Origin of the sequence: Paracoccus everestensis (genome assembly GCF_021491915.1) — a bacterium.
In the GTDB taxonomy this organism is placed as follows: Bacteria; Pseudomonadota; Alphaproteobacteria; order Rhodobacterales; family Rhodobacteraceae; genus Paracoccus; species Paracoccus everestensis.
Window position 1 is genome coordinate 977,580 of sequence record NZ_CP090836.1, and the last position, 24,993, is coordinate 1,002,572.

22 protein-coding genes are annotated in these 24,993 nt (G+C 66.7%); 10 read left to right on the top strand and 12 right to left on the bottom strand.

Going from position 1 to position 24,993, the window contains the following annotated elements; translation table 11 throughout:
• Positions 1-19: 19 nt before the first annotated feature.
• Complete coding sequence (gyrA, locus tag LZ585_RS04835) at positions 20-2,755, bottom strand: DNA gyrase subunit A (protein WP_390625111.1); 2,736 nt, start codon at positions 2,753-2,755, stop codon at positions 20-22.
• 116 nt (positions 2,756-2,871) lie between these two features.
• Positions 2,872-3,336 (bottom strand): disulfide bond formation protein B, encoded by a 465-nt coding sequence (locus LZ585_RS04840; protein WP_234855290.1) that lies wholly within the window; start codon positions 3,334-3,336, stop codon positions 2,872-2,874.
• A gap of 175 nt (positions 3,337-3,511) precedes the next feature.
• Between LZ585_RS04840 and ypfJ the strand changes: the two genes are divergently transcribed.
• Positions 3,512-4,357, top strand: coding sequence for a KPN_02809 family neutral zinc metallopeptidase (ypfJ, locus tag LZ585_RS04845; protein WP_234855291.1), 846 nt, complete (start codon positions 3,512-3,514; stop codon positions 4,355-4,357).
• A 97-nt stretch (positions 4,358-4,454) separates the two neighbouring features.
• Here the strand turns inward: ypfJ and LZ585_RS04850 are convergent, their stop codons facing one another.
• Positions 4,455-4,661: a hypothetical protein gene (locus tag LZ585_RS04850; protein WP_234855292.1), complete on the bottom strand. Its 207-nt coding sequence runs from the start codon at positions 4,659-4,661 to the stop codon at positions 4,455-4,457.
• Between the two features lie 79 nt (positions 4,662-4,740).
• On the opposite strand from LZ585_RS04850, the gene LZ585_RS04855 reads away from it, so the two are divergent.
• Positions 4,741-5,211 carry a type II toxin-antitoxin system RatA family toxin gene (locus tag LZ585_RS04855; protein WP_234855293.1) on the top strand — a complete coding sequence of 157 codons (471 nt, stop codon included), beginning with the start codon at positions 4,741-4,743 and terminating at the stop codon, positions 5,209-5,211.
• Positions 5,212-5,244: 33 nt separating this feature from the next.
• On the opposite strand, the gene metK is transcribed toward LZ585_RS04855, so the two are convergent.
• The 7 genes from metK to LZ585_RS04890 form a co-directional block, all read right to left on the bottom strand.
• The gene (gene metK, locus LZ585_RS04860) at positions 5,245-6,420 is read right to left on the bottom strand and encodes a methionine adenosyltransferase (protein WP_234855294.1); all 1,176 of its coding nucleotides are present in this window, start codon (positions 6,418-6,420) and stop codon (positions 5,245-5,247) included.
• A 3-nt stretch (positions 6,421-6,423) separates the two neighbouring features.
• Positions 6,424-7,815, bottom strand: coding sequence for an adenosylhomocysteinase (gene ahcY / locus LZ585_RS04865; RefSeq protein ID WP_234855295.1), 1,392 nt, complete (start codon positions 7,813-7,815; stop codon positions 6,424-6,426).
• A gap of 333 nt (positions 7,816-8,148) precedes the next feature.
• Positions 8,149-8,796, bottom strand: coding sequence for a TetR/AcrR family transcriptional regulator (locus LZ585_RS04870; RefSeq protein WP_234855296.1), 648 nt, complete (start codon positions 8,794-8,796; stop codon positions 8,149-8,151).
• Between the two features lie 297 nt (positions 8,797-9,093).
• Positions 9,094-10,914 carry a translational GTPase TypA gene (gene typA, locus LZ585_RS04875; protein WP_234855297.1) on the bottom strand — a complete coding sequence of 607 codons (1,821 nt, stop codon included), beginning with the start codon at positions 10,912-10,914 and terminating at the stop codon, positions 9,094-9,096.
• Positions 10,915-11,059: 145 nt separating this feature from the next.
• On the bottom strand, positions 11,060-12,211 hold the full coding sequence (locus tag LZ585_RS04880; RefSeq protein WP_234855298.1) for a hypothetical protein: 1,152 nt from the start codon (positions 12,209-12,211) through the stop codon (positions 11,060-11,062).
• A 206-nt stretch (positions 12,212-12,417) separates the two neighbouring features.
• Entirely contained in the window at positions 12,418-13,179 is a 762-nt protein-coding gene (locus LZ585_RS04885; RefSeq protein ID WP_234855299.1) for a hydroxypyruvate isomerase family protein, read from the bottom strand.
• Entirely contained in the window at positions 13,179-13,721 is a 543-nt protein-coding gene (locus LZ585_RS04890) for a DUF1285 domain-containing protein (RefSeq protein ID WP_234855300.1), read from the bottom strand. Before LZ585_RS04890 ends, LZ585_RS04885 begins: the two co-directional genes overlap by 1 nt.
• 65 nt (positions 13,722-13,786) lie before the next feature.
• Between LZ585_RS04890 and LZ585_RS04895 the strand changes: the two genes are divergently transcribed.
• From LZ585_RS04895 to lpxB, 8 genes are read left to right on the top strand one after another with little or no spacing between them, the layout of a single operon-like run.
• Complete coding sequence (locus LZ585_RS04895) at positions 13,787-14,794, top strand: AAA family ATPase (RefSeq protein ID WP_234855301.1); 1,008 nt, start codon at positions 13,787-13,789, stop codon at positions 14,792-14,794.
• Between the two features lie 7 nt (positions 14,795-14,801).
• On the top strand, positions 14,802-15,686 hold the full coding sequence (locus tag LZ585_RS04900; RefSeq protein WP_234855302.1) for a DUF58 domain-containing protein: 885 nt from the start codon (positions 14,802-14,804) through the stop codon (positions 15,684-15,686).
• A complete protein-coding gene (locus LZ585_RS04905; RefSeq protein ID WP_234855303.1) occupies positions 15,686-18,436 on the top strand; it encodes a DUF4159 domain-containing protein in 2,751 nt (916 codons plus the stop codon). Before LZ585_RS04900 ends, LZ585_RS04905 begins: the two co-directional genes overlap by 1 nt.
• Positions 18,433-20,544 carry a hypothetical protein gene (locus LZ585_RS04910; protein WP_234855304.1) on the top strand — a complete coding sequence of 704 codons (2,112 nt, stop codon included), beginning with the start codon at positions 18,433-18,435 and terminating at the stop codon, positions 20,542-20,544. The genes LZ585_RS04905 and LZ585_RS04910 overlap by 4 nt, the downstream gene beginning before the upstream one ends.
• 59 nt (positions 20,545-20,603) lie before the next feature.
• Positions 20,604-21,083: a 3-hydroxyacyl-ACP dehydratase FabZ gene (gene fabZ / locus LZ585_RS04915; RefSeq protein WP_234855305.1), complete on the top strand. Its 480-nt coding sequence runs from the start codon at positions 20,604-20,606 to the stop codon at positions 21,081-21,083.
• Positions 21,076-21,858 (top strand): acyl-ACP--UDP-N-acetylglucosamine O-acyltransferase, encoded by a 783-nt coding sequence (gene lpxA, locus LZ585_RS04920; protein ID WP_234855306.1) that lies wholly within the window; start codon positions 21,076-21,078, stop codon positions 21,856-21,858. Before fabZ ends, lpxA begins: the two co-directional genes overlap by 8 nt.
• A complete protein-coding gene (locus LZ585_RS04925; RefSeq protein WP_234855307.1) occupies positions 21,855-22,661 on the top strand; it encodes an LpxI family protein in 807 nt (268 codons plus the stop codon). The genes lpxA and LZ585_RS04925 overlap by 4 nt, the downstream gene beginning before the upstream one ends.
• A gap of 24 nt (positions 22,662-22,685) precedes the next feature.
• The gene (gene lpxB, locus LZ585_RS04930; RefSeq protein ID WP_234855308.1) at positions 22,686-23,840 is read left to right on the top strand and encodes a lipid-A-disaccharide synthase; all 1,155 of its coding nucleotides are present in this window, start codon (positions 22,686-22,688) and stop codon (positions 23,838-23,840) included.
• Here lpxB and LZ585_RS04935 read toward each other — a convergent pair.
• Positions 23,824-24,171, bottom strand: a complete 348-nt coding sequence (locus LZ585_RS04935) for a RidA family protein (protein ID WP_234855309.1) — start codon at positions 24,169-24,171, stop codon at positions 23,824-23,826. The genes lpxB and LZ585_RS04935 overlap by 17 nt on opposite strands.
• A gap of 2 nt (positions 24,172-24,173) precedes the next feature.
• Positions 24,174-24,929: a sulfite exporter TauE/SafE family protein gene (locus tag LZ585_RS04940; RefSeq protein ID WP_234855310.1), complete on the bottom strand. Its 756-nt coding sequence runs from the start codon at positions 24,927-24,929 to the stop codon at positions 24,174-24,176.
• Between the last annotated feature and the right edge of the window lie 64 nt (positions 24,930-24,993).

Genomic DNA, 24,993 nt, shown 5'->3' on the forward strand with positions numbered 1-24,993 from the left:
GCCGCCGGGCCTTGGTGTTTCAGCCTTCCGCCGCTTCTTCGTCGCCCTGTTCCGCGATGCGGGCCACGGACACCACTTCCTCGCCCGTGGCGGTGTTGAAGACCCGCACGCCTCCCGCGCTGCGCGACCGGAAGCTGATGCCGTCGACCGGCACCCGGATCGACTGCCCGGTCGATGTCGCCAGCATGATCTGGTCATCCATGTCCACCGGGAAGCTGGCGACCAGGGCGCCGCCCCGCATCGCCTTGTCCATCGCCATCACGCCCTGGCCGCCGCGCCCGCGCACCGGGTAGTCATGGCTAGAACTGATCTTGCCCGCGCCGTTGGCGGTGATGGTCAGGATCAGATCCTCGGCCGCGGACATCTCGGCATAGCGTTCCTGGGTGATCGCGGCCTCGGCCACGGCTTCCTCGTCCTCATCCGCCTCGGCGCCGTCGTCCAGGGCGCCCGCCACCGCGCGGCGCATCTTCAGATAGGCGGCGCGTTCAGCCGGATCGGCCTCGAAGTGGCGGATGACCGACATACTGACAACGCGGTCGTCCTTGGCCAGCCGCACGCCCCGCACGCCGGTCGAATCGCGGCCCTTGAAGACCCGCACATCCGTCGTGGGAAAGCGGATCGCCCGGCCCGATGCCGTGACCAGCATCACGTCGTCATCGGTCGTGGCCATGCGCACGCCGACCAGTTCCACGCCTTCCGGCAGCTTCATGGCGATCTTGCCGTTCGTGCGCACGCTGGTGAAATCCGACAGCGCATTGCGCCGCACGTCGCCCTCCGATGTCGCGAAGACCGCCTGATAGCTGTCCCATTCCGTTTCCGGCGCATCGACCGGCATCAGCGCGGCAATGGAGACACCCGGTTCGATCGGCAGGATGTTGACGATGGCCTTGCCCTTGGCCGTCCGTCCGCCCAAGGGCAGGCGCCAGGTCTTCATGCGATAGACCATGCCGTCGGTGGTGAAGAACAACAGTTCGGTATGGGTGTTGGCCACGAACAGCGTGGTGACGACATCGTCTTCCTTGGTCGCCATGCTGGACAGGCCCTTGCCGCCGCGACGCTGGCTGCGGAATTCTGCCAGGGCCGTGCGCTTGATATACCCGCCCGAGGTGATAGTGACGACCATGTCCTCGCGCTCGATCAGATCCTCGTCCATCATGTCGCCGGACCATTCGGTGATCTCGGTCCGGCGGGGGACGGCGAACAGGCTGCGCACTTCGCGCAACTCGTCGCTGATGATGCCCATGATCCGTTCGCGCGACCCCAGGATCGCCAGGTAATCGCGGATCGAATCGGCCAGTTGCTGCAATTCGCTGGTCACTTCCTGCACGCCAAGCTGGGTCAGGCGTTGCAGGCGCAGATCCAGGATGGCGCGGGCCTGGGTTTCCGACAGGTTATAGGTGCCGTCGTCGTTGACCGGATGCAGCGGATCGTCGATCAGGCGCAGGAATTCCAGGATCTCGTGCGCGGGCCAGCGGCGTTCCATCAGCCGTTCGCGCGCCTCGGAGGCATCGGCCGACGACCGGATCGTCGCCACGACCTCATCGACGTTGCTGACGGCCACGGCCAGGCCACACAGCACATGGCTGCGTTCGCGGGCCTTGCGCAGTTCGTATGCGGTGCGGCGTGCGACGACTTCCTCGCGGAAGCTGAGGAAGTAGGTCAGGAAGTCGCGCAGCGTCAGTTGTTCGGGCCGCCCGCCGTTCAGCGCCAGCATATTGCAGCCGAAACTGGTTTGCAGCGAGGTGAAGCGGAACAACTGGTTCAGCACCACATCGGGCGTGGCGTCCCGTTTCAATTCCACCACGACCCGCACGCCCTGCCGGTCGGATTCGTCCTGGACCGATGCGATCCCCTCGACCCGCTTTTCCTTGGCAAGCTCGGCGATGCGTTCGATCAGGCTGGACTTGTTCACCTGATAGGGAACCTCGTCCACGACAATGGCCCAGCGGTCCTTGCGCAGTTCCTCGATATGCGTCTTGGCGCGGATGATGACGCTGCCGCGCCCTTCCAGGTATGCCTTGCGCGCCCCGGACCGGCCCAGGATCAACGCCCCGGTCGGAAAGTCCGGGCCGGGGATGATCTCCAGCAGGCGCTCGGTCGGCAGGTCGGGGTTCTCGATCAGTTCCAGCGTGGCGTCGATCACCTCGCCCAGGTTATGGGGCGGGATGTTGGTGGCCATGCCCACCGCGATGCCGCCCGCGCCGTTGACCAGCATATTGGGGAACCGCGCCGGCAACACGGTCGGCTCGCGGTCCTTGCCGTCGTAGTTGTCCTGGAAATCGACCGTGTCCTTGTCGATGTCCATCAGCAGGAAGTTCGCGGGCTTGTCCATGCGCACTTCCGTGTATCGCATGGCGGCGGGGGGATCGCCGTCCATGGACCCGAAGTTGCCCTGGCCGTCAAGCAGCGGCAGCGACATGGAAAAGTCCTGCGCCATGCGAACAAGGGCGTCATAGATCGCGGCGTCGCCGTGCGGGTGATACTTACCCATGACATCGCCCACCGGGCGGGCCGATTTGCGATAGGATTTGTCGGGCGTGTTGCCGGATTCGTCCATGGCGTAGAGGATGCGCCGATGCACCGGCTTCAACCCGTCGCGCAGATCCGGGATCGCCCGGCTGACGATGACCGACATCGCGTAATCCAGATAGGATGTCCGCATCTCGGCGCTGATGTCGATGACCGGACCGTCATGGGGCATCACGGTCCGCGTCGCGGCGCCGTTTTCATCGCCTGCCTCGGGGGTGTCGGACAAGTCGTCTTCAGGGGTGTCGGCCACGGGATTTCCTCAACATCTTGTTGGGTTACATATAGGTGATGTGGCCGGGGGGGGCAATGTTTGCGGGGGGATTTGGCGGGTGAAACCCCACCTTACGCCCGTTTCGCCGCCACCCCCCAAACCACCGCCAGAATGCCCGAAAACACCGCGTTCCAGGCCGCCATCGACAGGCCCAGGAACCGCCAGGCCACCTCGTCGCAGCGCACCACGGGGGTGGCGTTCAGCCGGGTCAGCAGATCCTGCGCGGACATGGTCGCCAGGTTGCCCACGGTCCCCGAACAATGCGTCGGTCCCGCCCACAGCTTCAGTTCAACCCCGGTGTGATAGATCGCAAGGCCCATGGCGACGCCAGCCGCGACCATGCCCAGGATGGCCAGGCCGCGTACCCGGCCGGTCCACCAGACCAGCACCGCCACTGCGATGGCGGCGACATGGGGCCAGCGTTGCAGGATGCACAATTCGCACGGGGCATAGCCCGCCGCCTGAAAGCCAAGCGCGGCGATCAGCAACCCCGCCGATCCAGCCCCGGCCAGCAGGGAAAGGTGTCGTCCGTCCATGGTGCCCTCGTCCTTGTTTTGCCCTGTGGATCGTCCCCCGGATCGCCCGCGTCAAGCGCCTTGCGATCTTGTCGCGCCGCTGTGATCATCGGGCCATGCGGGGTTCGTGGAACCTGTGGCACGGCCCCGTGTTTTGGTCTGGAAGGCCGTTTCGGCCAATGGGGGATCACGGATCATGCAATGGCGGGGACGGCGCGGCAGCAGCAATATCGAGGATCGGCGCGGCATGGGCGCCGCAGGGGCGGGGGGCGTCGGCATCGTGGGGATGCTGGCGATCCTGGCTGTCGGCTATTTCTTCGGCATCGACATCAGCCCGGTCGTGCAGGGGCTTGACCAGGGACAATCCCGCCAAGGCCAGCCCCTGACCGAGGAAGACCAGCAATGGGGCGAATTCGTATCCGTCGTGCTGGCCGATACCGAGGAGGTCTGGGGCCCGCTCCTGCCGGAACAGGCCGGCATCGACTATGCTGACCCGCGGCTTGTGCTGTTCAGCGGCGTTGTCCAATCGGCCTGCGGGGGCGCGTCGTCGGCCATGGGACCGTTCTATTGTCCGGGTGACCAGCGGCTTTACCTGGACACGGATTTCTTCGACATGATGGCCAGCCGCATGGGCGCGGGCGGCGATTTCGCCTATGCCTATGTCATCGCGCACGAGGTCGGCCATCACGTGCAGAACCTGACCGGAACCCTGGCCGAGGTGAACCGCCTGCGCGGTCAGGTCAGCGAAAGCGACGCCAACCAGATATCCGTCCTGACCGAACTTCAGGCCGATTGCTATGCCGGTATCTGGGCGCGCCAGGCCCAGGATCGCTTCGGAACGCTGGAACAGGGCGATCTGGAGGAAGCGATGGGTGCGGCACAGGCGGTGGGCGACGACGTGATCCAGTCGAACGCGGGCCGGACCCCGGTTCCCGACAGCTTTACCCACGGCAGCGCGGCGCAGCGTCAGGAATGGCTGATGCGCGGCTTCAATTCGGGCGACATGGCCCAATGCGATACGTTCCAGGCAGCGGGGCGGTAACGCCCCAAGGACAGGAGAAAGACGATGCTGACGATCATGATGATCCTGACAATCGGCTTGGGCGCGGCCGCGTTGCGCCAACACCGGGCGCAGCCTGTCAAGGCACGGGTCCGCTGACCTCTCGCGGGATGCGGGGGGCGCGGCCTTCCTCCAGGCGCGCCCAGTCCGGCCACAGGTTCAGCCATTCCAGGGCGGCAATGGCTAGTCCTGCCGCGACCACCAGCAGCACCAGGCGGACCATCCGTGCGCTTGGCGGGTTGCGCGCCCATTTGGACGCCCGCAGCAGCCAGATCAGGTTGTTCATGGTCGTTGCCTTTTGCTAGATCGGGGCGACTCGATCAAAAACCCGGTCGCGTGACAAGTCCGAACCCTGCGAGATACCATTGCCCCACCATCAGGATACCCGCGACCTTCCCTACAGCGCCCGGCAGATGTTCGACCTGGTTGCCGATATCGAAAGCTATCCCCAGTTCCTGCCCTGGAACAGCGCCGCCCGCATCCGGTCGCGCGAAACACGTCCCGACGGGGCCGAGGAAATCGCAGCCGACCTTGTGATCAGCTTCAAGGTGTTCCGCGAACGCTTTGGCAGCCGCGTGGTGCTGTGGCCCGCCGATCCCGCCACGGGTGCGCTGAAGATCGACACCGAATATCTGGACGGTCCGTTCAAATACATGCGCAGCGGCTGGATCTTCACCGACCGGCCCGGCGGCGGATGCCATGTCGAATTCTTCGTGGATTTCGAATTCCGCAATGCGCTTTTGCAAAGGCTGATCGGCGTGGTGTTCCACGAGGCCATGGTGCGGATCGTGCGCGCATTCGAGAGCAGGGCGAAGGTGCTTTACGGGGCGGGGTAGGGCAGGCGGTGGGGTGGGTTCCACCCCACCATCCTATGACAATGCCGCCTTCAAATCCTCGGCCCGATCGGTCCTTTCCCAACTGAACGCCGTTCCGCGGTTCAATTGATACGGCTGCCGCCCGAAATGGCCATAGCTGGCCGTGGGGCGATAAATCGGGTGCAGAAGGTCCAGATCGCGGATGATCGCAAAGGGCCGAAGGTCGAAAACCTCGCGCACGGCTGCCACGATCTTGTCATGGGCCACGGTTTCGGTTCCGAAGGTGTTCAGGGAAATCGAGGTCGGCTGCGCCTCGCCGATGGCATAGCTGACCTGGATTTCGCAGCGGCTGGCAAGGCCGGCGGCCACGATGTTCTTGGCGACCCAGCGGCCCGCATAGGCGGCGGAACGGTCCACCTTGGAGGGATCCTTGCCTGAAAAGGCGCCGCCGCCATGGCGCGCCATGCCGCCATAGCTGTCCACGATGATCTTGCGCCCGGTCAGGCCGCAATCGCCCACCGGCCCGCCGATCACGAACTTGCCGGTCGGGTTGATGAAATACTTGGTCTTGTCGCTCAGCCATTCGGCGGGCAGGACCGGCTTGATGATCTCCTCGATCACGGCCTCGCGCAGGTCGGACAGCGTGATTTCGGGGTTGTGCTGGGTGGACAGGACCACCGCATCAATCCCTTCGGGGCGGCCGTCCGCACCATAGCGCAGCGTGACCTGCGACTTGGCGTCGGGGCGCAGCCATTTCAGCGTGCCGTTGCGGCGGACCTTGGACTGGCGTTCCACCAGCCGGTGCGCATAGGTGATCGGCGCGGGCATCAGCACGTCGGTTTCGTCCGAGGCATAGCCGAACATCAGCCCCTGGTCGCCCGCGCCCTGATCTTCCAGATTTTCGCGGTCGACGCCCTGGTTGATCTCGGGCGACTGCTTGCCGATGATGTTGATGACCGAACAGGTCGCGCCGTCAAATCCCACGTCGGACGAGGTGTAGCCGATTTCGTTGATGACGCCGCGAACGATGCTTTCCAGATCGACCCAGGCATTCGTCGAAATTTCGCCCGAAATGATGGCGACGCCGGTTTTGACCATGGTTTCGCAGGCCACCCGGGCGCGCGGATCCTCGGCCAGGATGGCGTCAAGGATGGCGTCGGAAATCTGGTCGGCAATCTTGTCGGGATGGCCCTCGGACACGGATTCCGAGGTGAACAGTGAATATTCCATGCATCAATACCGGTAATGTTCTGATTTGAAAGGGCCTTCGGGCGTCACGCCGATATAGTCGGCCTGTTCGCGCGACAGTTCTGTCAGCTTTGCCCCGACCTTGTCCAGATGCAGGCGCGCGACCTTTTCATCAAGCGCCTTGGGCAGGATATAGACGCCGGGCGCGTATTCGTTGCCCTTGGTCCACAACTCGATCTGGGCCAGCACCTGGTTGGTAAAGCTGGCCGACATCACGAAGGACGGGTGGCCCGTGGCATTGCCCAGGTTCAGCAGGCGGCCTTGCGACAACAGGATGATGCGGTTGCCCGAGGGCATCTCGATCATGTCCACCTGGTCCTTGATGTTGGTCCATTTGTGGTTGCGAAGGCTGGCCACCTGGATTTCGTTGTCGAAATGGCCGATGTTGCCGACGATGGCCATGTCCTTCATCTCGCGCATATGCTCGATGCGGATCACGTCGCGGTTTCCGGTGGTGGTGACGAAGATGTCGGCGGTGGCGGCCACGTCTTCCAGCAGCACGACCTCGAAGCCGTCCATCGCGGCTTGCAGGGCGCAGATCGGATCGACCTCGGTCACCTTCACACGCGCACCGGCACCTTGCAGAGAGGCCGCGGAACCCTTGCCCACGTCGCCATAGCCGCAGACCACGGCGACCTTGCCTGCCATCATCGTGTCGGTGGCGCGGCGGATGCCATCGACCAGGGATTCCTTGCAGCCGTATTTGTTGTCGAATTTCGACTTGGTCACGCTGTCGTTCACGTTGATCGCGGGGAAGGGCAGCAGCCCACGCTTGTGCAGGTCATAAAGACGATGGACGCCGGTGGTCGTTTCCTCGCTGACGCCCTTGATGGCGTCGCGCTGCCGGGCAAACCAGCCGGGGGTTTCCGCGATGCGGCGGCGGATCTGGGCGAACAGGGCTTCTTCCTCTTCGCTGGTGGGGGTGTCGATCAGGCCGGTCTCGCCCGCCTCGACCCGTGCGCCCAGCAGGACATACATGGTGGCGTCGCCGCCATCGTCCAGGATCATGTTGCAGGTGCCTTCCGCGAACTGGAAGATCCGGTCGGTATAGGCCCAGTATTCGGCCAGCGTCTCGCCCTTGACAGCGAAAACCGGCACGCCGGAGGCGGCGATGGCCGCCGCCGCATGGTCCTGGGTCGAATAGATGTTGCAGGACGCCCAGCGGACATCGGCGCCCAGGGCCGTCAGCGTCTCGATCAGAACGGCGGTCTGGATCGTCATGTGCAGGCTGCCCGCGATTCGCGCGCCTGCCAGCGGCTTTGCCGCGCCGTATTCCGCCCGCAAAGCCATCAGGCCGGGCATTTCCGTTTCGGCGATGTCCAGTTCCTTGCGGCCGAAATCGGCCAGGGCAATATCACGGATGATGTAATCGGTCACGGCGGTTCGTCTTTCGTCTGCTGTGGTTGGGGATGGGATAGCCCAAGCCCGCCACGACCGAAAGCGAAAATACCCTGCCTGCACCTGCCGGTTCGGACAGGGCCATTGCGGCTGCGGCGGAACCCCAGTATCCGCCGCAGCCCGGAGAACGGCAGTGCGCTGCACGTTCCCCGTCGATGCGACAAGCCTTCGCGGCGGTTGGCACGGGCCATCCCGTCCTGCCGCAGGTTGTCAGAAGAATCTGAAAATTTGATTAAGCCGATGTCGGGTGGCGGGGGCGACCGGGCACGGGTTGAATAGGCAACGGTGAAACGCCATCCGGGGCCTTGGGCGTCAGCCCCGGGACAGGGAATGCTTGGCCGTGGCGCGGGCGATCCGCTTGACAAAGTCCGCAAGCGCCTGTTCCGCGGCCTCAAGGGGGGTGCGGCCCGGCAGCCAGGCATCCACCCGGCCATCGACCACCATTTGCGCCAGGCCGTGGGCAAAGATCCGCGACGACAGGACCAGCCTGAGGATGTCCTCGTCATCGCGCAGGCGACCAGCAGTGCGGGCGCGTTCCAGCATCCGCGTCATCAGGTCAACGACCGAATCCACATAACGGCGAAGTTCCGGAACCTTGTCCGCATTCAGCGTCGGGTGGCTGGAGATAATGCGAAACTGGACACTGTGATCCGCAGCCCAGCGGATGTAGGCGTTGCCAAGCGCGAGGAACTGCCCCACCGCATCGTCGGGGTTGATCTTGACGACCGCCTTTGTGCAGGAATCCATGAGCCTGATCAGGGCCTGCTCTGCTACGGCGATCATCAGGCTGTCATCGTCGGGAAAGATCCGCCGCAGGGTGTCGGCTTCGGTGCCGATCCGGCTGGCAACCTGGTCCAGCCCCGGATTGCGCTTGCCCAGGTCGACCATCATTTCCAGGGCCGCGACGACGGCTTGGCCGTGCAGCCCCAGTCCCTTCATGATGTCGTCATGTCTGCTCACGTTCAGATCCTGGTCCACAAGGCTCATGTCGAGGCAAACCAACGGACGTTCCGCCCGTTGTTCCTTCCCGTACAGGAACCGATCACATTCCTTGCAGTTCCCTGCCGCTGCCCGGAACCGGCGGGCAAATGCCCGGACGGCTGCATGAACAGGAGTGCCGGACAAGGCGACGAAACCGGATGACCAGATACCACGAACATGCGCCGACGATCCCGACACGGGCTCCACCATCCAAGGATACCACACGGCCGGGCGGCTGCGAACCTCGCTAAAACGACAGGTTGACGTGGGGGAAGCTTATGCTTCCGCCCGTGCCTGGCGCTTGCGTTCGTGAGGGTCTAGGTGGCGCTTGCGCAGGCGAATGTTCTTGGGCGTCACTTCGACCAGTTCGTCGTCGTCGATATAGGCGATGGCTTCTTCCAGCGACATCCGCACCGGCGGCGTCAGGCGAACCGCCTCATCCGTGCCCGAGGCGCGGACGTTGGTCAGCTGCTTGCCCCGCAGGGGGTTCACTTCCAGATCGTTGTCGCGGGAATGTTCACCAATGATCATGCCCTGATAGATCTGTTCCTGCGCGCCGATGAAGAACTTGCCGCGATCTTCCAGCTTCCACAGCGCATAGGACACAGAAACGCCGTTTTCCATCGAGATCAGCACGCCCTGGCGACGCCCCTGGATCGGTCCCTTGTGCGGAACCCAACCATGAAAAATGCGGTTCAGGACGCCGTTGCCGCGCGTGTCGGTCATGAATTCGCCGTGATAGCCGATCAGCCCGCGCGACGGCACATGGGCGATGATCCGGGTCTTGCCGACGCCTGCCGGGCGCATGTCCACCATCTCGCCCTTGCGTTCGCCGGTCAGCTTTTCGATGACCACGCCGGTATAATCATCGTCCACGTCGATGATGACTTCCTCGACCGGCTCCAGCCGCTGGCCGTCTTCCTCGCGATAAATGACGCGCGGACGGCTGATAGACAGTTCGAATCCTTCGCGGCGCATATTTTCGATCAGCACGCCCATCTGCAATTCGCCGCGGCCGGACACGACAAAGGCGTCGCCGCCCGGCGTGTCCTCGACCTTGATGGCGACGTTGATCTCGGCCTCGCGCATCAGGCGTTCGCGGATGACGCGGGACTGGACCTTCTTGCCGTCCTGACCGGCCAAGGGAGAATCGTTGATGCCAAAGGTCACGCTGATGGTGGGCGGGTCGATCGGCTGGGCGGGCAGGGCGGTGTCCAACTCCGGCGCGGCGATGGTATCGGCGACCGTGGCCTTGGACATCCCCGCAAGCGTCACGATGTCGCCTGCCTGCGCCTCGTCGATCGGGGTCTGGGTCAGGCCGCGAAAGGCCAGCACCTTGCTGATGCGGAACTGCTCGATCCGCTCGCCGTCGCGCGACAGGGCCTTGACGGTATCGCCCGCCTTGGCGCGGCCCGCCTCGACCCGGCCCGTCAGCAGGCGGCCCAGGAAGGGGTCGGCCGACAGCGTGGTCGCCAGCATCTGGAACGGTTCACCAGCGCGCGCGATCTGCTTGGGCGGCTGGACATGGCTCAGGACCAGGTCGAACAGCGCCGACATATCCTTGCGCGGGCCGTCCAGCGTCGCATCCGCCCAGCCGCCGATGCCCGAGGCATAGAGATGGGGGAAATCCAGTTGTTCGTCGCTGGCACCCAGGTTCGCGAACAGGTCGAAGACATCGTTCAGCGCATTGTCAGGTTCTGCCGCGGGCTTGTCGACCTTGTTCAGCACCACGATGGGGCGCAGCCCAAGCGCAAGCGCCTTGGCCAGCACGAACTTCGTTTGCGGCATCGGCCCTTCGGCGGCATCGACCAGCAGGCAGACGCCATCGACCATGGACAGGATCCGTTCCACCTCTCCGCCGAAGTCGGCGTGGCCGGGCGTGTCCACGATGTTGATGCGGGTGCCCTTCCATTCGACCGAGGTGGCCTTGGCAAGGATGGTGATGCCCCGTTCGCGTTCGATGTCGTTGCTGTCCATTGCCCGTTCGGCGACGGCCTGGTTTTCGCGAAACGACCCCGACTGGCGCAACAGCTGATCGACCAGCGTCGTCTTGCCGTGGTCAACGTGAGCGATGATGGCGATGTTGCGGATATCCATGGGCGACCTTTGTGATTTGCGGTGGCCCTAAACAATCACAGGCCAAAAGGCCAGATGAAAACTGGGCAAGGCGGATGGGCTGAATGCCACGAAAAACCCCGCCACGGGCCTGTGGCGGGGTCGATATAACCTATGACGACAGGGGTCAGCGGTTGCGGATGCCGCGATGCAGGCCAGACCAGACGCGGCCTTCGTCGCGATCCCGTCCGCCGCGGATGGCGGCAAGAAAGGCCACAGCGCCCGCGATCAGGGTCGATGCGGCCAGCAGGAAGGCCGACCACACGGCGGCGCTGCGGGCAGCCTCGGCCGCGTCGATGGCAGCCTGGCGGGCTTCTTCAAGGCGCTGTTCGGCCGCTTGTTGCAGGCGCTGCGCTTCGGCTTGTGCCGTATCCAAGGCCTCTTGGGCCTGGGCCTGGACATCGGCCAGGCGCTGCTCGGCCTCGGCCCGCAGATCCTGCACCTCGGTCACTGCCTGGTCGACGCGGGCTTCCACCTCTTGCGGGGAAAGCTGGGTCCGGGCAGCCACGGCGCGCACCAGATAGTCGCGGTCTTCCTGGGGCAGTTCGCCGGTGCGCAGAACGGTGCCGACAATGCCCGCGATCTCGCCACGGATCGCCTCGTCCGAGAAGGCGTTGGGGGCGGTTTCCTGGGGGCGCAGCAGGCGGTTCGTGATGTAGTCCATCGGGTTCTGCTGCATCCCTGCAGGCAGCATATCCTGCAGCGTGTCGCCGCCTGCGGCCTCGCCCGCGCCTTGCAGGGCGCCGCCAGCCGCCTGGCCCGCGCCGCTGATGACGCCGCCTGCGACCTGGCCCACGCCGCCCACGACGCCGCCCGCCAGCTGGCCCGCCCCTTGCAGGGCACCGCCGACGGCGGATCCGCCAGCCTCGATGGCGGTGCTGGCCGCCGATCCTACGGCGCGCACGCCGCTGGATACGACGCCAATGGTCAGCATGGCACCGACCAGCGTGCCGATGGCCCAGACGGTCAGGCCATGGACGCCGTCACGGGCATGGGTTTCATCGGCCGCGATGCCGGAAACGGGGGTGCGCATCCGCCCGGCGACATAGCCGCCCAAGGCATAGGACGCCAGCGTGCTGAGGAATGCGAACAGGCCAACCAGGATGCTGGCGAATGTCCCCAGCCCTTCGCCCGGTTCCGCCGAAACTGATCCCAGGCCGATGGCGGCGGTGAATCCTGTAAAGACGACCATGGCCCCTGCGGCGATGGCCGCGCCCGACAGGATCGCGGGCCAGTCCATGATGCTGCGGGGCGGGGTCGCGTCGGGGTTGATGCTCATGTCGGATCAGCCTTGTGTGGGCCGCGCTTCAGCGAAGGCCAAGGAAGGACAGGATGAACAGAACGACGACCACCAGGCCGACAATATAGATGATGGAATTCATGGGTTGTCTCCGCTGTTGATCATGCGCCAGGAATGGGTTTTTCCGAACGGCGTCATGGCGATAACGCGGGCCGGGAACCCCGGTTCCCTGCAGGCGGCCTTTGTCAGGAAAGCGGGGGCCGCAGCCAGTCCAGACCCTTGGCCGTCAGGCCGGCAGGTTCGTATTCCGCACTGACCCAGCCACGATAGCCTGATCGGTCCAGGGCCGCGAAAAACCCGGGATAGTCGATCATCCCGCCCGACGGTTCGTGCCGCCCCGGCACCCCGGCAATCTGGATATGGCGGGTGATGCCCGCGTGCCTGCGCCAGACGGCCATCGCGTCGCCGGTAATCAGCTGCGCGTGATAGGTGTCCAGTTGCAGCCCCAGGTTGGTGGCGCCGATCTGCGCGATGAGATCGGCGGCCATGTCGAAATCCGCCAGGAAATAGTCCGGCTGGTCGATGGGATTCAGCGGCTCGATCGTCAGGCTGACATGGGGGGCGCGTTCTGCGGCCCAGGCCAGGTTGCGGATGAACGTCTGGCGTGCCTCGGGCCCTTGGGCATAGCCCGCCATGACATGGATATGGCGCGTCCGCAACACGCCTGCAAAGCGCAGGGCGCGGTCGAAATCGCTGCGGAAACGGTCCTCGCGCCCGGGTTCGGCGGCAAAGCCGCGCGGGCCGCCCGCCCAGTTCGGCGGCGGCGTGTTCATCAGCACGAATTCCAGCCCGGCGGCGATGGCGGCGCGAGACAGGTCGCGGGCCGGGATGTCATAGGGGAACAGGATCTCGACCCCGGCGAAACCCGCATCGGCGGCGGCGGCGAATCGGTCCAGCATCGGCAAGTCGGTAAACAGCATCGTCAGGTTGGCAGCGAAACGGGGCATCAAGGCTCCAACGGAAAAAAGACACCGCCGGATCTGATGCCGCTGCGTCCTGCATCCTCGGTCGCGGCGGCGGCCAGGCGATAGAAGGTCTTGCGGTCGATCAGCGCATCCAGCCCCGCGCGGACATGGACATAGGGGCGGGGCGCGTCCCCGGTGCCGCGCAGCGTGATGGGATTGTCCGGTCCCGCCGTCACCCGGTCGCCGACATTGGTGGTGAATGTCACCGCATCGGCAAGGATATCGGCATCGACCGCCACGAAAGGCGCGTCAACCACGCGGATCCCGACCTTTTCCACCGGCGTTACCAGGAAGAAGCCGTCCCCTTCGCGCTTCAGGATCGTGGAAAAAAGCCGCACCATGGCAGGCCTGCCGATGGGCGTGCCTTGATAGAACCAGGTGCCGTCCGCCCGGATCTCCATGTCCAGGTCGCCGCAAAAGGGCGGGTTCCACAGATGGACCGGCGGCAGGCCCCCCTTGGCGGCCTTGCTGGCGGCGCTTGCAATGCCCTCGGCGCTCACAGCTTTGTCACCGCGATCTGCCATTCGCTATAGTCGCCTTTCGGTTATCCCCTTATGGTCCGGGTGTAGAGCAGTCAGGGGGCATTGTCATGGCTTCGGATGAAATTCTGGTGCAGCGTGTGGAACAGCTTGGGCAAACCCTTGCCGATGCCCGCGCCAGCATCGAGCGGCGCTTTGTCGGACAGCACCAGGTGGTCGAACAGGTGCTTGCGGCGATCCTGGCAGGCGGCCATGCGCTGCTGGTGGGCCAGCCGGGCCTGGGCAAGACCATGCTGGTCGATACGCTGTCCACGGTCCTGGGCCTGGGCAGCCAGCGGATCCAGTTCACCCCCGACCTGATGCCCGCCGACATCCTGGGGTCCGAGGTTCTGGACGTGCTGCCCGACGGATCGCGCGCCTTCCGCTTTATCGAAGGCCCGGTCTTTACCCAGCTTCTGATGGCCGACGAGATCAACCGCGCATCCCCCCGCACGCAATCCGCGCTGTTGCAGGCCATGCAGGAACGAGAGGTCACGATCAGCGGCCAGCACCGCCCCCTGGGCCGACCGTTCCATGTTCTTGCGACCCAGAACCCCATCGAGCAGGAAGGGACATATCCCTTGCCCGAGGCGCAGCTTGACCGCTTCCTGTTGCAGATCGACGTGGACTATCCCGACCGCGACACCGAACGCGCCATCCTGCTGGCCACCACCGGGGTCGAGGATGCCCGCGCCCATGCGGCCTTCGACGCCGAGGGCCTGATCGCCGCGCAACGACTGATCCGCCAGATGCCCGTGGGCGAGGGTGTCGTGGAATCGATCCTGGATCTGGTCCGCGCCTGCCGTCCCGGAGAGGCGGATTCGGCCTCGTTCCTGGGCGACGCGCTGCTGTGGGGGCCGGGGCCGCGTGCCGCGCAGGCCTTGATGCTGGTCACGCGGGCGCGCGCCGTGCTGAACGGCCGTTTCGCCCCCACGCTGGAGGATGTCGAGGCTCTGGCTGCCCCCGTGCTGCGCCATCGCATGGCGCTGTCCTTCGCCGCCCGCGCGCGGGGCGAAACGGTGGACGGCGTGATCGCCCGCCTGCTGGGCGACCGTTTCGGCAGCCGCCAAGCCGCATGAGGGTGTCTTGACCCGGTCCCCCGCCGATCTTCGCGCAGCCACGCTTCGGTCAGGGGCGCAGACGGCCAGCGGCCATCTGCCGGCGCTGATCCTGTCCGCCGAACGGCTTGCGGCAATGATCGCGCCCGGCGCCCACGGGTTGCGCCGCAGTGGCCCGGGCGAGGATTTCTGGCAATACCGTCCCGCCGCCCAGGGCGATTCCGCCCGTGCCATAGACTGGCGCCGCTCTGCCCGGTCGGACGCCCAGTTCGTCCGGGACCGAGAGGCGCAGACAGCGCAGGCGGTTGGGTTGTGGATATCGGCGGGGCAGGGGATGGGCTATTCCGGTGCGCCGGATCGCCCGGCAAAGGCGGACCGTGCGCATCTGCTGGCCCTAGCCTTGGCGATGGTCCTGCTGCGGGGCGGCGAAAAGGTGGGCCTGCTGGGTCAGCCCGCGCGCGCGGGTCGGGTGCAGGCAGACCGGCTGGCGGAACAGATCGCCGCGACGGCGCTGACCGGAACCGATGATGACGCCCCCCCGCCCGACACGCTGCGCCCCAACCAGCGGCTGGTGATCCTGTCGGATTTCCTGGGCGATCCTGCCTGGGTCGATGCGCTGCTGTCGCGGGCATCGGGCATCGGTGTGACGGGCGTGCTGATGCAAGTCCTGGACCCGGACGAAGAGGCGTTTCCCTGGTCCGGCGCCGTGCTGTTCCGGTCCCTGTCGGGTGCTGTCCGCCATGACAGCCGCGATGCAGGAGGGCTGCGAGACGCTTATCTCGCGCGGCTTGCGGAACGGCGCGACTGGCTGCGCCACCGCGCCATGGGGGCGGGCTGGCAGTTTGGGCATCATTCGACCGGCCATCCGCCCGCCACCGCGTTAAGCTGGCTGTATCAGGTGCTTGCGGGCTGATGCTGATCCTTGGTCCCATAGGCTTCGCGGCCCCCTGGGTGCTGACCGCGCTGATCGCGTTGCCGGTGCTGTGGGTGATCCTGCGCGCCTTACCGCCCGCGCCGCGCCTTGTGGACTTTCCCGGCGTGGCGCTGTTGCGCGGGTTGGTGGACCGCGTGCCCATCGCGCGGCGCACGCCCTGGTGGCTGCTGCTGCTGCGCCTGGCGGCGGTGGCCGCGCTGATCCTGGCCTTTGCCGGGCCAAGCTGGAAACCGGCGGTGCCCAGCGGGCAGGACGGCCCGCTGCTGGTGGTGCTGGATGCCGGCTGGTCCGCCGCCCCCGACTGGCCCGCTCGGCTGACCCGCGCCGAGGCCGCGTTGAACGATGCCGCCGCCCAGGGCCGTCCCGCTGCCCTGCTTCTGGCCGATGGCCGCGATGTTCCGGCCGCGCTGCCCTTTGCCCCTGCCGATACGCTGCTGGCAAGCCTGCGGGCCGCGCAGCCGGTGTCCTGGGGGACTGGCCTGCCCGAGGATCCCGCCGCTGCCCTGGCCTCTGTTCCCGAGGGCCAGCTTGCGACCTTGTGGATCAGCGACGGGCTGGATCATCCCAACCGCGCGGCCTGGCTGTCGGCCTTGGCAGACCGTGGTCCGGTGACGGTGGTCCCGCCCGCCCGTGCGCTGCGGTCGCTGTCCCTGCACGGGGGCGACACGCCGTCCCTGACGCTGACAATGACGGACGACGCCGCGCCCGCGATCCTGGCCATCGGTCCCGATCCCCAGGGCGTGGAACGCGAACTGGCCCGCCTGACCCCCGGCGATGCCGCCAATGCCGCCGGGATCGCCAGCCGCCCTACCGCCATCGACCTGCCGCCGGAACTGCGCAACCGCATCACCCGCTTCCAGATCGAGGGCGAGGCTCATGCAGGCGCCGTCGTGCTGGCCGACGACCGTGTCAAGCGCCGCAAGGTGGGCCTTGTGGGCGAGGCCGACCGTCAGGCGGAAGGCCAGGAACTGTTGTCGCAACTTCACTATCTTCGCCGTGCCCTGACACCCACGACCGATCTGGTGGAAGGCGGCCTGGGCGATGTGCTGGACACCGCGCCCGATGTGATCGTGCTGGCCGACCAGGTCGATCTGGCCGAAGCCGACGACCTGTCCTCCTGGGTCGATGACGGCGGGCTGCTGATCCGTTTTGCCGGTCCCCGCATGGCTGCCTTCGAGGAGTTGCAGACCGAACCGCTGGTTCCCGTTGCGCTGCGGCAGGGCGGGCGCGACATCGGCGGGGCGTTGTCCTGGGGCGATCCCCGGGGCATCGCCCCCTTTGCCGCCGACGGCGTCTTCGCGGGGCTGACCGCGCCCGGGGATGTCGCGATCCGCGCGCAACTGATGGCCCAGCCCGCCCCCGATCTGGCCGGCAAGACCCTTGCCGCGCTGTCGGACAACACGCCCCTGGTCACGCGCGACCGGGTGGGGCAGGGGCAGGTGGTGCTGTTCCATGTCACCGCCAATGCCGAATGGTCGAACCTGCCGATCTCTGGCCTGTTCGTGGAAATGCTGAACCGCCTGGTCCAGACCGCCCGCGTTGCCCCGTCCGAGGAAGGAACGGACGACCGCGACCAACCCTTCTGGACGCCGGAAACGGTGCTGGACGGCTTTGGCCGCGCCGCGCCTGCGGACGGCCTGGCCCCAGTGGCGGCAGCGGATCTGGCGCTTGACCCCGGTCCCGACCGCCCGGCGGGCATTTATGCGGCAGGCGACCGGCGGGTTGCATTGAACGCTGGCGGGCCGCTGGTCCTGGCCGACTGGCCGGGCGCCACGGTCGAGGCTTCCGGCGCCGCTGCGGGCCAAGACCTGCGCGGGCCCCTGCTGGCACTGGCCGCGCTGATCCTGGCCCTGGATGCGCTTGGATCGGCGATGATCGCGCGGGGCGGGCGGGTTGCGGCGGCGCTGCTGCTGGCGCTGCTGGTCCAGCCCGCGCCCCCTGCCATGGCGCAGGATCCGAACCCCGAACTGGCCCGTGCCGCGAACGAGGTCGTCCTGGCTTATGTGATCACTGGCGACGAACGGATCGACGAAACGTCGCGCGATGGCTTGCGCGGGCTGTCGATGCTGCTGGCAAGCCGCACCTCGGTCGAGCCGGGGGATCCGGTGGCCATCGACCTGGACGCGGACGATCTGTCGGTGCTGACGTTTCTGTACTGGCCTATCACCGACACCCAGGCCCCGCCCTCGCCGCAGGCCTATGTCCGGCTGAACCATTTCATGCGGTCGGGGGGCATGATCCTGTTCGACACGCGCGACGGCGATGTGGCGGGCGTCGGCGGGCCGGATATGTCGCAGGCGCTGCAAGCCCTGGCCTCGCCTCTGGAGATACCCCCGCTGTCGCCGGTCCCCGAGGATCATGTCCTGACGCGCAGCTTTTATCTGCTGGGCGACTTTCCGGGCCGTTGGCAGGGCAATCCCGTCTGGCTGGAAGCCCCGCCCGCCGGGGCCGAGGCTGCCGAGGGTGTGCCCTTCCGCCAGTTGAACGACGGCGTCAGCCCTGTGGTGATCGGCGGCAATTCCTGGGCCGAGGCTTGGGCCGTGGATGAAAACGGCTATCCTGCCTTTCCCATCGGGCGCGGCTGGGAAGGCGAGGCGCAGCGCGAGATGGCGTATCGGTTCGGCGTGAACCTGATCATGTATGTCCTTACAGGCAATTACAAATCCGACCAGGTCCATGTTCCCGCCCTTTTGGACCGGATGCGGACCGAGGAGACGCTTGGCCCATGACCCAGCTTCGCTTCGATCCCTTGTTGCCTTGGTGGGCCATCGCCGCGCTTGCCGTTCTTGCGCTGCTGGTGGCTGGGTTCGCGCTGTGGCGGGGCTTGCGGGGCTGGGCCTGGCGCGGGCTTGCGGGGCTTGCAGCGGCCCTTGCGCTGGCCGGTCCCGCCCTGGAAATCGGCAGCCGGTCCGGGCTGTCGGACATCGTGATCCTGATCGACGACCGGTCCGCCAGCCAGGGTCTGCCCGAACGGACCGCGCAGGCGGACGCGGCGGTGGATGCCATGACGCGCCAGATTACCGCCCTGCCCAATACCGAACTGCGCCGCGTGACGGTGGGCGACAACGACGACGGCACCTTGCTTGCCACCGAAATGGCCCGCGCAATTGCCGCCGAACCCGAAACCCGGCTGGCGGGCGTGATCGCCGTGACCGATGGGCGGCTGCACGACCCGGCCATGCTGCCGGTCGCCGTTCCCGCGCCGGTCCATGTCCTGCTGACCGGACGCCCGCAAGACTGGGACCGCCGCCTGGTGATCGAGGAAGCCCCGGCCTTTGGCCTGATCGACCAGCAGGTCGCCATCCGCCTGCGGATCGAGGATCAGGGCGCCGTCCCGGCCCAAGCCCAAACGGGTTCCGTCAACCTGCGCCTGTCCATCGACGGAGAGGACGAGCAGGTGGTGGCCGTGCCTGTGGGCCAGCCCATCACCTTGCCGCTGACCCTGGACCATGCAGGCCAGAATGTCGTCCAGATCGCCTTTGACGCGCCCGAAGGGGGCGAACTGACCGACCGCAACAACAGCGCGGCCATCAGCATCAACGGCGTGCGCGACCGGCTGCGCGTGCTGCTGGTGTCGGGCGAACCGCACGCGGGCGAACGGACCTGGCGCAACCTGCTGAAATCGGATGCGGCGGTGGACCTGATCCACTTCACCATCTTGCGCCCGCCCGACAAATCCGACGGCGTGCCCGTCAACGAACTGTCGCTGATCGCCTTTCCGACCCAGGAACTGTTCATGGAACGGATCGGCGACTTCGACCTGATCATCTTTGACCGCTACAGCGTGCGCGGCATCCTGCCGCCCGATTATTACGCCAACATCGCCCGTTATGTCGAAGGGGGCGGGGCGATTCTGGTTTCCGCCGGGCCGGAAATGGCGGGGGTGGAAAGCCTGTATCTGTCGCCGCTGGGCCAGATCCTGCCCGCACGCCCCACGGGCGGGGTGCTGGAACAGCCATTCCTGCCGCGCCTGACCGAAGAGGGCCAGCGCCACCCCGTCACCGCCGCCCTGCCGGGATCCGAGGGCGAGGATCCCACCTGGGGCCGCTGGCTGCGCATGGCAACGGTCCAGCCCGACCCGGATGCGCAGGTCGCCATGACAGGCATCGACGGCGAACCCCTGCTGATCCTGGACCGTGTGGGCGAGGGGCGGGTGGCGCTGCTGACCTCGGACCAGGTGTGGTTGTGGGGGCGCGGCTTCGAAGGCGGCGGGCCGCAATTGGAATTGCTGCGCCGCATCGCCCATTGGTCGATGAAGGAACCGGAACTTGAGGAGGAGGCGTTGCTGGCCGATGTCTCGGGCGACATGACGGTCCGGTTCACGCGCCGCACCATGGCCGAGGACGCCGGGCCGCTGGTCGTGACCCGCCCCGATGGCGAAACCGAGGAGGTTCCCCTGACCGAGGCCGGGCCGGGCCGCTTTACCGCAGACTGGGCCGCACCGGAACCGGGGCTTTACCGCCTGCAGGACGGCGATCTGCGCCGGGTGCTGGCGCTTGGCCCGGCGGCACCGCGAGAGTTCGAACAAACCGTCGCCAGTGCTGCCCTTCTTGATCCGCTGGTCCAGGCCACCGGCGGCGGCGTGGTTGCCCTGTCGGACGGGATCCCCGATCTGCGCACGGTGGCGCCGGGCCGCAATGCCCATGGCGCCGCCGCCCTGGGCGACTGGATTGCCATCACTCCGCGCGATGCGGCATCGGTCACCGGGCTGGAACGCCGCCCCTTGCTGCCCGGCTGGGCCTGGCTTTTGCTGGTGTCGGGGTTGATCCTGACAGGCTGGCTGCGCGAGGGCCGTGCAGGCAAGGCCGCGCCCATTGTCCCTGCCGCCCCCGGCTGAACGCTTGCCAAGGGGCAGGCGCATTGCTAACCGGGGAAAAATGTCCCGAAGGAACGCTCATGGCCGATGAAACGCGCGCCCCCGCCCTTTATGCCGGGGCCGACCTGTCGCTGATCAAGCGCATCATTCCGCACCGCTATCCGTTCCTGTTCATCGACAAGGTGCGCGACATCGTCCCGCACGAAAGCGGCGTGGGCATCAAGATGGTCACCTGCAACGAGCCGCATTTCCAGGGCCATTTTCCCGACGAGCCCGTCATGCCGGGCGTCACCATTGTCGAGGCGATGGCCCAGACGGCGGCGGTGATCGTGGGCATCAGCATGAACATCATCGACAAGCCGCTGGCGACCTATTTCATGGGCATCGACAAGTGCAAGTTCCGCCGCATGGTGGTGCCGGGCGATATGCTGGAACTTCATGTGAAGGCCCTGCGCGGCGGCGGCAAGATCTGGAAGTTCGAGGGCCGTGCCCTGGTGGACGGCCAGCTTTGCGCATCCGCCGAATTCACCGCCATGATGGCCCTGAAGGCCAATGCTTGACATCCATCCCACCGCCGTGATCGAGGACGGCGCGCAGATCGGCGCGGGCGTCCAGATCGGCCCGTTCTGCGTTGTCGGACCCAATGTGCGGCTGGCCGATGGCGTGGTGCTGAAATCCCATGTCGCCCTTGCCGGGGATACCGCGATCGGCGAAGGGACCGTGGTCTTTCCCTTTGCCTCGATCGGCGAGGTGCCGCAGGATCTGAAATTCAAGGGCGAGGATGTGCGCCTGGAGATCGGCGCGCGCAACCGCATCCGCGAATACGTCACCATGAATCCCGGAACAGGGGGCGGAGGCGGCGTCACGCGGATCGGCGACGACGGGCTGTTCATGGCGGGCTGCCATGTGGGCCATGATTGCCAGTTGGGCGACCGCGTGATCCTGGTCAACAACGCCTCGCTTGCGGGGCATTGCCACCTGGACGACGACGTGATCATCGGCGGGCTGTCGGGCGTGCATCAGTTCGTGCGCATCGGGCGCGGCGCGATGATCGGCGCGGTGACGATGGTGACGGCGGATGTGATCCCTTACGGGTTGGTCCAGGGACCGCGCGGGCATCTGGACGGGCTGAACCTTGTGGGCCTGAAACGCCGAGGCGCCAGCCGGGCCGACATCCTCGAACTGCGGGAAATGCTGGACAGGCTGGGCGGCGGCAGCTTCCGCGACACCGCGCGCCATCTGGCCGAAGGGGAAAGCGGCGCGATGGTCCGCGACGTGCTGGATTTCATCCTTGGCCCGTCCGACCGCAGCTTCCTGACGCCGAGGCCCGCATGACCCGCACCGTCGTCATCGCGGGACAGGGCGCCCTGGCCCCCGCCGTCATCGCGGCCCTTGACGCGCCGCTGGTCTACGCCCTGGACGGTTTCGCGCCCGAAGGGGTTGATGCGCAACCCTTCCGGCTGGAACGGCTGGTCCCGTTTCTGGACAGCCTGCTGGACCAGGACGCGTCGCAGGTGGTTTTTGCCGGGGCCATCCGTCGCCCCCGCCTGGACCCGGAACTGTTCGACAATCGCACGGCGCAACTGGTGCCACGCATCATGATGGCGATGCAGTCGGGCGACGACGGCGCGCTGCGGGCGGTGCTGGAGGTGTTCGAGGAACACGGGCTGGCCATCGCCTCGGTCGCCGATGTCGCGCCCGACCTGATCCCCGGCGAAGGCGTGCTGGCGGGCGAGCCATCCGCCGCCGACCGGCGCGATGCAGCGCGGGCGGCGCTGATCCATGCAACGCTGGGACCGCTGGACGTGGGGCAGGGGAATGTGGTGGGGCAGGGCCAGTGCCTTGCCATCGAAACCCTGCCCGGCACGCAGGCGATGCTGGACTTTGCCGGGCGTCATGCCGGGCTGCGGCCCAACCCGGACGGCGCGAAGGGCGTGTTCTTCAAGGCCCCGAAGCCCGGCCAGGATATGCGCATCGACTTGCCCACGCTTGGGCCCGACAGCGTGACCCAGGCCGCCGATGCCGGGCTTGCCGGCATTGCCTGGCAGGCGGGCGGTGTGATCCTGCTGGACCGGGACGAGGCCATCCGTCGCGCGCAATCGGCAGGGTTGTTCTTGTGGGCCATGCCTCCTGCCTGACATAATCGTGCCGGAGGTAGGCGCATGAAATTCTTCCTGATCGCGGGAGAGCCTTCGGGCGACCAGCTTGGCGCGGCGCTGATGGCGGGCTTGCGGGAACTGGCGCCTGACGTGGAAATCGTCGGCATCGGCGGCGATGCGATGGCCGCCCAAGGCCTGGAGAGCCTGTTTCCCATGCGGGAACTGAGCCTGATGGGGATATGGGAGGTTCTGCCGAAATACCGCCACCTGAAACGCCGCATCTCGGAAACCGCAGTCCGCGTCGTCGCCGAAAGCCCGGACGCGCTGATCGGCATCGACAGCCCCGATTTCTGCCTGCGCGTGGCCCGCGCGGCACGGGCGCAGCGGCCCGACCTGCGGGTGATCCACTATGTCGCGCCCTCGGTCTGGGCCTGGCGGCCGGGGCGGGCCTTGAAGATGGCCGAGGTGGTGGATCACGTGCTGGCGATCCTGCCCTTCGAGCCGCCCTTGATGCAGGCCGCAGGCATGACCTGCGATTTCGTGGGTCATCCCATTGCCACCATTCCCGTGGCTGGCCCCGACGAGGCTGCGCTGTTTCGGGCGGGCCACGGGATCGCCCCCGAAAGCCCCGTGGTCCTGTGCCTGCCCGGATCGCGCACGGGCGAGGTCGGGCGGCTGCTGCCCCGTTTCGGGCAGGCGCTGGCCGATCTGCGCCGTCATGTCCCTGACACGCAGGTCGTGCTGCCGACCGTGCCGGGCGTTGCGGGTCAGGTGCGGCACCTGACGGCCGGGTGGCCGGTCCGTCCCCTGGTGGTCGAGGATGCGGACCAAAAGCGCGGAGCCTTTGCCGCAGCCGATTTGGCGCTTGCGGCGTCGGGGACGGTCAGCTTGGATTTGGCGGCCAACCGGGTGCCGATGGTGATCGGCTATGACATGGCGCCCCTCAGCCGGATGCTGATCGGGATGCTGCTGAAGACGGACACGGTGACGCTGGTCAACCTAGTCAGCGATACTCGCACGGTGCCGGAATTCCTGGGCCGCGATTGCCATCCCGCGCCCATGGCCCAGGCGCTGCTGCGGCTGCTGGACGACCCCCGGGCACGGCAGGCCCAACTGGATGCGATGGACCTGACCATGGACCGGCTGGGCAAGGGCGGCGAGGCGCCGGGCCTGCGTGCCGCCCGGTCCGTGCTGCAGGCGGTTACAGAACTGCGGTGACGATCACCTCGACCTTGTAGTCGGGGGTGGCCAGCTTCGCCTCGCCCGTGGCACGCGCGGGGGTATGGCCCTGCGGCACCCATCCGTCCCAGACCGCGTTCATTTCCGCAAAATCGGCCATGTCGGCCAGCCAGATCTGGGCGGACACGATGCGCGTCTTGTCGGTTCCGGCCAGGGCCAGCAGGCGGTCCACCTGTTCCAGCACGACGCGGGTCTGGTCGGCAACCGACGCGCCCGGCTCGCCCACCTGGCCTGCCAGCCAGACGGTGCCATTGGCGATGACCGCCTGGCTCATGCGCGGGCCGGTTTCGATGCGCTTGATGTCGTTCATGCTCATGCTCCTTGAATGAGACGCCAGAAAAAGATTGCGGTCATGCCAAAGCCGATCACGGCGATCAGCAAGCGCAGGATATTGCGGGGTATGCGCCGGGCCACGGGTGCGCCGGCATAGCCGCCGGTGATGGTGCCCACGGCCATGATCGCCGCTGGTCCCCAGGCCACCGACCCGCCCGCCGCGAAGATGGCAAAGGCCACCGCGGACAGCGCGAAGCTCAGCCAGCACTTCAGCCCGTTCATCTGATGCAGGTCCGTCATGCCCCACATGGCAAAGACCGCCAGCAACACGATCCCCAGGCCGCCGTTGAAATATCCGCCATAGATCACGACCGGCAGCAGGATGCCCAAACCAAAGGGCAGGACCACTGACCGCCACCGCGACGCCATGCGGCGCACGTCGTCGGCAAAGGAAAACACCAGCGTCGCGACCAGCAGCAGGAACGGCACAAGGGCCGAGAAAGCCTCGTTCGAACTGACCAGCAGCAAGCCGCTGCCAATGGCGCCGCCGATCATCGTCCAGATCGTCAGCTTGGCGAAGGGCGCGTCGTGGATGGCGCGGATGTCGCCCCGGAACGCGATGGCCGAGGAAAGGTAACCGGGCAGCGCCGCCACGGTGCTGGTCGCATTGGCGTCGACCGGGGGAATGCCGGTAAAGACAAGCGCGGGAAAGGTGATGAATGTGCCGCCCCCGGCGACCGCGTTCAGCATCCCGCCGAAAAACCCGGCGGCGAACAGAAGCAGGGCTTCCAGCATGGCAGTCCTTCGGTCAGGCGCGAAGGACGGGTGTCCTTGGCTGGTGGCGGATTCGGATCGGCCG

What these genes read in the sequence shown, in the direction of transcription:
- LZ585_RS04895 (WP_234855301.1), top strand. Translation starts at nt 13,787, where the DNA reads ATGGCTTCGGATGAAATTCTGGTGCAGCGTGTGGAACAGCTTGGGCAA.
- LZ585_RS04890 (WP_234855300.1), bottom strand. Translation starts at nt 13,721, where the DNA reads ATGGCAGATCGCGGTGACAAAGCTGTGAGCGCCGAGGGCATTGCAAGC.
- fabZ (WP_234855305.1), top strand. Translation starts at nt 20,604, where the DNA reads ATGGCCGATGAAACGCGCGCCCCCGCCCTTTATGCCGGGGCCGACCTG.
- metK (WP_234855294.1), bottom strand. Translation starts at nt 6,420, where the DNA reads ATGGAATATTCACTGTTCACCTCGGAATCCGTGTCCGAGGGCCATCCC.
- LZ585_RS04935 (WP_234855309.1), bottom strand. Translation starts at nt 24,171, where the DNA reads ATGAACGACATCAAGCGCATCGAAACCGGCCCGCGCATGAGCCAGGCG.
- LZ585_RS04850 (WP_234855292.1), bottom strand. Translation starts at nt 4,661, where the DNA reads ATGAACAACCTGATCTGGCTGCTGCGGGCGTCCAAATGGGCGCGCAAC.
- LZ585_RS04910 (WP_234855304.1), top strand. Translation starts at nt 18,433, where the DNA reads ATGACCCAGCTTCGCTTCGATCCCTTGTTGCCTTGGTGGGCCATCGCC.
- lpxA (WP_234855306.1), top strand. Translation starts at nt 21,076, where the DNA reads ATGCTTGACATCCATCCCACCGCCGTGATCGAGGACGGCGCGCAGATC.
- LZ585_RS04905 (WP_234855303.1), top strand. Translation starts at nt 15,686, where the DNA reads ATGCTGATCCTTGGTCCCATAGGCTTCGCGGCCCCCTGGGTGCTGACC.
- LZ585_RS04940 (WP_234855310.1), bottom strand. Translation starts at nt 24,929, where the DNA reads ATGCTGGAAGCCCTGCTTCTGTTCGCCGCCGGGTTTTTCGGCGGGATG.
- LZ585_RS04925 (WP_234855307.1), top strand. Translation starts at nt 21,855, where the DNA reads ATGACCCGCACCGTCGTCATCGCGGGACAGGGCGCCCTGGCCCCCGCC.
- lpxB (WP_234855308.1), top strand. Translation starts at nt 22,686, where the DNA reads ATGAAATTCTTCCTGATCGCGGGAGAGCCTTCGGGCGACCAGCTTGGC.
- LZ585_RS04840 (WP_234855290.1), bottom strand. Translation starts at nt 3,336, where the DNA reads ATGGACGGACGACACCTTTCCCTGCTGGCCGGGGCTGGATCGGCGGGG.
- typA (WP_234855297.1), bottom strand. Translation starts at nt 10,914, where the DNA reads ATGGATATCCGCAACATCGCCATCATCGCTCACGTTGACCACGGCAAG.
- LZ585_RS04880 (WP_234855298.1), bottom strand. Translation starts at nt 12,211, where the DNA reads ATGAGCATCAACCCCGACGCGACCCCGCCCCGCAGCATCATGGACTGG.
- ypfJ (WP_234855291.1), top strand. Translation starts at nt 3,512, where the DNA reads ATGCAATGGCGGGGACGGCGCGGCAGCAGCAATATCGAGGATCGGCGC.
- LZ585_RS04885 (WP_234855299.1), bottom strand. Translation starts at nt 13,179, where the DNA reads ATGCCCCGTTTCGCTGCCAACCTGACGATGCTGTTTACCGACTTGCCG.